Source organism: Kribbella sp. (assembly GCF_035655035.1).
GTDB lineage: Bacteria > Actinomycetota > Actinomycetes > Propionibacteriales > Kribbellaceae > Kribbella.
In genome coordinates this window covers 21468-28882 of sequence record NZ_DASRVN010000132.1, presented here as the reverse complement: position 1 = coordinate 28882, position 7415 = coordinate 21468, and the positions used below count along the sequence as shown (strand labels likewise).

5 protein-coding genes are annotated in these 7415 nt (G+C 69.6%); 3 read left to right on the top strand and 2 right to left on the bottom strand.

The window, feature by feature from the left end; genetic code table 11:
• Nucleotides 1–67: 67 nt before the first annotated feature.
• Nucleotides 68–2368: a DUF4838 domain-containing protein gene (locus VFF46_RS07740; RefSeq protein ID WP_325036339.1), complete on the top strand. Its 2301-nt coding sequence runs from the start codon at nucleotides 68–70 to the stop codon at nucleotides 2366–2368.
• 4 nt (nucleotides 2369–2372) lie between these two features.
• Here the strand turns inward: VFF46_RS07740 and VFF46_RS07735 are convergent, their stop codons facing one another.
• Entirely contained in the window at nucleotides 2373–2927 is a 555-nt protein-coding gene (locus VFF46_RS07735) for a hypothetical protein (RefSeq protein ID WP_325036338.1), read from the bottom strand.
• A 107-nt stretch (nucleotides 2928–3034) separates the two neighbouring features.
• Here VFF46_RS07735 and VFF46_RS07730 point away from each other — a divergent pair, with 107 nt between their 5' ends.
• Together VFF46_RS07730 and VFF46_RS07725 are read left to right on the top strand one after the other, a co-directional pair.
• Entirely contained in the window at nucleotides 3035–4030 is a 996-nt protein-coding gene (locus VFF46_RS07730) for a LacI family DNA-binding transcriptional regulator (protein ID WP_325036337.1), read from the top strand.
• A 127-nt stretch (nucleotides 4031–4157) separates the two neighbouring features.
• Nucleotides 4158–6383 carry a hypothetical protein gene (locus VFF46_RS07725; protein WP_325036336.1) on the top strand — a complete coding sequence of 742 codons (2226 nt, stop codon included), beginning with the start codon at nucleotides 4158–4160 and terminating at the stop codon, nucleotides 6381–6383.
• Here the strand turns inward: VFF46_RS07725 and VFF46_RS07720 are convergent.
• Nucleotides 6288–7376, bottom strand: coding sequence for a LacI family DNA-binding transcriptional regulator (locus VFF46_RS07720; protein ID WP_325036335.1), 1089 nt, complete (start codon nucleotides 7374–7376; stop codon nucleotides 6288–6290). The two genes, VFF46_RS07725 and VFF46_RS07720, sit on opposite strands and share 96 nt — an antisense overlap.
• Nucleotides 7377–7415: the final 39 nt, after the last annotated feature.

The window sequence follows — 7415 nt, the reverse complement described above, 5'->3', positions numbered from 1 at the left end:
CACTGGTGGCGCTGGCTGCTGATGACCTCGTGACCTTGTGTTTCCGCCTGATCAGGAAGGATTTGCGATGAGTACGTCGAACGTGTCGCGCCGGACCGTGCTGGCCGTCGGGGGAATCGCGGCCGCCGCGACCCTGGTGCCAGGGACCGCGCAGGCGGCTTCGCCCACGGTGGAGCTGGTGCACAAGGGCGCGCCGAAGTACACGATCTACCACGGGCCGGGGGAAGGGCCGGTGACCCGGCAGGCGGCGCGGGAGTTGTCCGAGACGATCGGCGCGATCACCGGCGTGAACCTGCCGATCGTGGTCGGCGCGCAACCGCCGGGCGGCAGCGACCGGTTGATCGTGCTCGGCCGGGAGAATCCGCTGACCGCCCGGCTGCGGCTCGACTACGGAACGCTCGGGGACGACGGGTTCGCGCTCCGGACCGTTGGCCACACCATCTATCTCACCGGGCCGATCCCGCGCGGCACCCTGTACGGCGTGTACTGGGTGCTCGACCGGTTGTGCGGGGTGCGGTGGTGGTCGCCGGACTGTACCCGGATCACGAGGTCGTCGAGCCTGGCGCTGGCGGTGCGTTCGCTGAACACCGATCAGGTGCCGAGGTTCCGGTTCCGCGAGGTGGCCTCGGCGGACGGCAAGGACGCGGCGTACCGGCAGCACAACCTGCTCAACGGGCTGCGCGGGTACGACGAGTTCGACACGTTGCCCCGGACGGCGGGCATCGACACCTGGTCCAGGTACTGGCCGGAGGACAAGGACGACTACTTCCACACGATCCTGCCCGAGTCGCAGTGGGCCGACGGCGGCCAGCTCAAGATGATGGACCCGGCCACCCGCGCCGCCGCCGCGGACCGGTTGATCGCGAAGATCCGGCAGCGGGTCGATGCCGGCGAGGCGCCGACCGCGTCGTTCGCCCAGAACGACCAGCCGTGGACGCCGGACGCGGCCAGCAAGGCGTTCATGGACCAGCACGGCGGCGCGTACTCGGCACCGTTGATCGACATGATGAACGACATCGCCACCCGCGTCACCCGGCAGGTCCCGAACGCGATGCTCGAGACCGAGGCGTACACCTGGAGCTTCACGCCGCCGACCGGGCTGAAGGTGCACGACGCGGTCGTGATGACGGTCGCGCCGATCAGCGCCGACTTCGGCAAGGCGCTGATGGGCCCGGGCAACGCCGACGTCGACGCCGGGATCCGCGGCTGGGGCCGGATCGCGAAGAACATCGTGATCTGGGACTACCTCTGCGACTTCCACGCCTACCCGCAGCCGTTCCCGAACTGGTGGGCGATGTGCGAGTCGTTCCCGGAGTTCGCCAAGATCCCGTCGATCCAGGGGTACTTCGGTGAAGGCGCGTGGAACGTCCGCGGCACCGAGTTCGCGCACCTGCGGGTCTGGGTGCTGTCCCGGCTGATGTGGAACCCGGCGGAGAACCCGGACGCGCTGATCCGCGAGTTCCTCCAGGGGTACTACGGTCCCGCCGCGGCGCCGCTGTACGACTACATGAAGCTGATGGCCGCCGCGGTCGCCGCCACCGACACGCGGCTCACCTGCTTCGTACCGGAGAACGCGCCGTACCTGAACTTCGACTCGCTCACGGCGGCCGACGTACTGCTGGACAAGGCCCAGGCGCTGGTCCAGGACGACCGGGTGCTGTCCGCGCATCTGGCCGCCGTGCGGCTCGGGGTCGACTTCCAGCTCCTGATCAGGCGCGACGAGTTCGGCCGGTACGCCAAGGCGCACGGGATCAGCTGGGACCCCGACACCACGCGCCGGCTGGCCCGGTTCCGGACCGAGCTCGTCCAGTCCGGGCTGACGCAGTACACCGAGACCGGAGGCACGCTGCAGCAGATGATCGACCGGGCCACCACGGTCGTGGAGCGGGTGCCGGCGCCGGTGCCGCAGGTCGCGCAGGGGCTGCCGGCCGGGGACTGGTTCGAGATCCAGGACTTCGACTTCACGATCTCCACCAAGACCGCCGCGATCGTCCCCGACGACCTCGCCTCCGACCACGGCACCGCCCGGATGGTTGCCACCGGCAACACCGACTGGGCGGTCATGATCCCGCTCGACAAGCTCCCCGCGGAGGGGACCTGGAAGCTGTACGTCGCGGCGCGGATCCCGGCCACCGCGGCCGACGGGACCAAGCAGGCGCTGGCGACCGGGGTCTGGCCGCCGTTCGGGAACGTGGTCTTCCCGTCGGTCGACTCGATGCGCGACGGCCGGTACCACGAGCTCGCCGTACCCGGTACGTACAAGCAGGACACGGATCCGAACACGTTGCACTGGTTCTGGATCGCGCCGGTCGACAACCCGGACGTCCCCTACCTGTACGTCGACCGGCTGATCGGCGTCCGGGCCTAGCCGGTCACTCCTGGTTCGGCCACCGCTGGATCCGCCCCGGAAGGCCGCGTGCGGTGTCGTGCTGTTCCTTCAGCAGGACGTCGAGCGCGGCCTTCAGCTTGCTCATCTCGGGGCTGAGCAGCAGCGGCAGGTCGACCGGACGCGCCGGGGTGCCGTCGGGGGCGGTGCGGGCGGCGATCACGTACGTGTACCGGCCGCGGCCCTGTGTGACGCCGACGCGGAACTCGGAGATCTCGGACCACAGCACTCGCTTGCCACGGACAACCAGCCCGTCACGGTCGACGACCACCCGGACCCGCGGGATCAGCAGCCGCGCGACCCAGATCGCGACGCCGATCAGCGGCCCCACGAACACCCCGCCGATCGCGATCGGCATCGACGGATTCGGGCTGGTGAACGAGTACCCGAACAACGCCAGGAACGGCACCGTGCCCGCCAGGATCGCGGCGATCGCCTTGCGTGACGTCTGCAACTCGAACGACCCCGTACGACGGAACTGGTCCACGAGCCGCTCCGCTTCCGGAGGGAGCTGCCAGGGGAGCGGAGGATACGACGCCACGGCGCGAGAATACGGCACCCTCCCGAGCCGCAACGAACCGTGAAGGTTTTGCCTTGATCCCTGCACCCGGACCGACGGATTCGTGTGCATCGTGGCATCATCTGGTCGTGGTTCAACGTCGGGTGCGGATGAAGGATGTCGCCGCGCATGCGGGGGTCTCGCCGCGCACGGTGTCCAACGTGGTCAACAACTACGCCTACGTCAGCGACGAGATGCGCGCTCGGGTGCAGGCGTCGCTCGACGAGCTCGGCTATCAGATGGACTATCTGGCCAGGGGGCTGCGCTCGGGACGTACCGGCTTCATCGCACTGGTCGTTCCGAGTCTGGCCGAGCCGTACTTCGCCGCGCTGGCCGAGAGCGTGATCCGGGCCGCTCGGGAGCATCACCTGAGCGTGCTGGTCGAGACGACCGGGAACGCCGCCGAGATCGAGCGTGAGGTTCTCCAGGGTTCGCTGACCCGGATGGTCGACGGGGTGCTGCTGAACGCCGTGGCGGGTGAGGAGGTCGAGGACCTGCCGGCGGTCCTGCTCGGCGAGTCTCCTCCGCTCGCGAACGCGCCACACGTCGGGATCGACAACGTCGCGGCGGCGCGGACCGTCGTACAGCATCTGATCGACTGTGGGCATCGGCGGATCCTGGCGTACGGCAACCAGGACACCGAGACCGCTCGGCTGCGGCTCGAGGGCTATCGGCAGGCGATGACGGCGGCGCGGCTCGGGCGGGTGCTCAGCCTGGACTACTCCGGCGGGCCGTGGTCGGCGGAAGGGGCGTACCGCGACATCGCGAAGCTGCTCCGGCGCCGGGCGCGGCCGCCGGAGGCGATCTTCGCGTTCAACGACAGCCTGGCGCATGGTGCGCTGCGGGCGCTCCGGGAGCGCGGGCTCGCCGTACCGGGTGACGTGGCGATCGCGGGCATCGACGACATCGTGATGAGCGCGTTCTCCGAGCCGCCGCTGACGACCGTCGCGCCGGACCTCGACGAGCTCGCGCACCGTGCGGTCGGGCTGCTGGTCGACCGGATCGGCGGTCATCGGGTGCCGCACGAGTTCACCCGCACGCTGACACCGTTCCGGCTGATCGTCCGCGCGTCCACGGCCGGCTGAGACACGCCGGGCGGCATCGGCCACGGCTCAGGGTGCGACCTTGCGCCAGGTCTTGCATCGATGCACACGTGGTGCGAAGGTTTCCGGGCACGACGCCCGCCAGAACCGTGTTGCTGAGGAGCAGGACATGCACGTTTCCCGACGATCCTTCGTCACCGCCGCCGGCGCCGCAGCCCTCCCGCTGCACTCAACCCACCAGGCAACCGCCGCCCCCATGGCTCCACGACAGGTCAGCGCACTGACCCTCGAGAAGATCCCCGCCGCCAACCCCACCCTCTCCGGTCTCCGCGCCGTCGCGGACGGCCAGCTCCTCTGGGAGTGCCGCGACCCCCTCGTCATCGACGTGAAGGTCGGCGACGCCCCCGCCCGATCAACCGCCGGCTACACCTCGCTCGCGATCTCAGGCACCGCCGCGCCCGGTGGGAGCGGGGTGAGTGCGATCGGCATCGGCGAGATTCGTACGCCGTCCGGTGGGAGGTATGCGTTTCGGGACGAGTGGCGGGTCGTCGGCAGTGCGGTTTCGGTGACGCGAAAGGTGACCGCAGTCGCGCCGAATCCCCTGCTGGAGATGGGGTTCGCGTCGAGTGTCGAGATCGTTCCGGGCGACACCGGGCCGCTGGCGGAGCAGGACTTGTTGCTGCCGGCAGTTCGTGCGGGCGGCACCACGGGACTTGGCGGTGGTATCGCGGGTAACGACGCCGCCGAGTGGATCCTCGTGCGGGAGATGCGGCTGAGTCTGCCGTTCGTCGCGCTGCGGAATCGGCGGAGTGGACGGACGCTCAGGCTGGCGCATGTCGACGCGGCGCCGCGGACCGCGACCAACGGGCTGTACCCGGAGGACTCGAACGCCTGGTGGATCCACGAGGACGTGCAGTTCGCGTCGCTCGGCGTACATCAGACCTCGGGCAAGTCCGCGTTGGCTCTCGCCTACCCCGGCAGCGAGGGCGATGTCACGTACCTCGGTGGGCAATGGGCCCGCCGCAGCCACCCCGCCCGCGCCGGCTTCACCCACACCTACCAGGTCCGCATCACGGCCTCCACGTCCGGCACCTTCGCGACCGCGGCGCGCGACGCCTGGCGCGACCACTGGAACCTGTTCAAGGTCACGCCGCTGAAGGATCGGAACACGCAGGTACACGACTCCGGCCTCGCTCTCCTCGACGCCCAGGTCGCCCGGTACAACGGCAAGCCCGGCCTGCCGTTCAGGTCCCGCCTGGACAGCGGTGAAGCCGATGCCGTGAGCTACATGATGGGCTTCGTCGGCCAGCAGGTACCCGCCGGATTCCAGCTCCTACGGAGCGGCCTGCTCGACGGCGATCCGGCGCGACTCGCCAAGGGCAAGGCGATCCTCGACTTCTGGGCCACCGAGTCACCGTTGCCGAACGGCCTGGTCCGGCTGTGGATCGACGGAGACCAGCCGAGCTGGCGGGACTGGTACCAGGGCTTCGTCCGCGTCGCGTCGGACGGGATGGACGGCATGGTCGACGCCTGCCGGCTGATGCGCGACCGCGGCGAACCCGTCGCGACCTGGGAGCAGGCGGTCACCGGCTTCGCCGACTTCCTGGTGGGCAAGCAGTACGCCGACGGCTCGTTCGCCCGCTCCTACAACCGCGACGGCTCGGTCGCGAGCGACGCCCGTACCAACACCTCGCACCCGATCCGCTTCCTCTGCCACACGGCCGCGCTGACCGGCAACGACAAGTACCGGAACGCCGCCGTCAGGGCAGGCCAGTGGTACGTCGCGAACACCAAGGACTGGCAGTTCATCGGCGGCACCGCCGACAATCCGAACGTGCTGGACAAGGAGGCCGGCGGGATGGCGTTCAACGCGGCGCTTGCGCTGCACGACCTGACCGGCGAGGACCGCTGGCTCGACCTGGCGAAACGCGCGGCCGACTTCACCGAGACCTGGCTGGTCGCGTGGCGCTGGCGCATCGACACGCCACGCCGCGCGTACGCCCGGGACGGCGCGTTCGGGCTGTCGTTCATCGCCTCCGGCCACTCCGGTATCGACAACTGGATCTGCTACCAGAGCTGGAATTTCTACCGGCTGTTCCTGTTCACGGGCGACACCCACTACCGCGACGTCGCCACCACGATCCTCACCGCCGGCGTACGGACCACGGAGCTCCCCGACCAGCCGCAGGGGTACGCCGTACCGGGGCTGGTCGAGGAGGCGGTCGGGCTGAGCGATCTGGTGGTCAGCGGGTCGAACGTGTGGTTGCCTTGGTGCACGGTCGCCGAGGTGGAGCCGCTGTCACGGTTCCTCGACACCTTCGGCACCGTTGAGCTCCGCGCGCTCGAAGCGATCCCGCTCGCGGACCGGCAGCGCGCCAACCGGGCCGTCCGATGACCGTCCGGTGGTGCTCTCGCGGATGGTCAACGACCACGGGACTTCTACCTGGACGTTGCCGTTGCCGTTGATCAGGAGGTCGACTGCGCTGCGGACCAGTGTGTCCACGTCGGGCGTGATCGTGGTGAGGGACGGCGTACTGAAGGCGGCCTGGCGGATGCCGTCGAAGCCGGTGATCGCGATGTCGTCCGGGACGGCTACGCCGGCCTCGTAGCACGCCCGGATCGCGCCGAAGGCCATCAGGTCGTTGAAGCAGACGACGGCATCCGGACGTACGTCGCGTCGTAGCAGCTCCAGCATCGCGCGGCGTCCGCATTCCTGGTCGTACTTGCGGACCCCCAGCAGCAGCTGCCGGTCGAACGGAAGGCCCGCGGCGTCGAGGGCCTGCGTGACGCCGCGGAAGCGCAGCAGGCCGGTGCCGATCGAGCGGTCGTGTTCGAAGTGCCCGATGACCGCGATCCGCCGGCGGCCGGTGGCGATCAGGTGCTCGGTGACGGCCCTCGATGACGCCACCGAGTCCACGGCGACGTGCGACCAGCCGGGCGGTGGTTCGCGTTCGCCGAGCAGCACCATCGGCTGGCTGGGGGAGCGTTCCGCGAGCGCCGGCCCGGACAGGCTCAGCGGTGAGAACAGGATGCCGTCGATCATGTGGGTCTGGGCGCCACGCAGTACCAGCTGCTCGTTGTGCCGGGTCCCGCCGGTGCTCTCCAGCAGACCGAGGTAGCCACGCTCGACGCACACCTGGGTGAAGAGCGCGGCGAGTTCGGCGAAGTACGGCGCCTCGAGCTCGGGGACGACGAGGGCCAGGAAACCGCCGCGGCCGTACTTGAGCTGGCGGGCGGACAGGTTCGGCCGGTAGCCGAGCGCGGAGATCGCTTCCAGGACCCGGGCCTTGGTCGCGGGCCGGACGTGCGGTTTCTGGTTGACGACGTTCGACACGGTCCGCACCGAGACGCCGGCTTGCACGGCGACATCGCGCAATGTGACGGCCATACAGGGATTCTAACGATGAAGATTTCTGGGCGCCGAGCC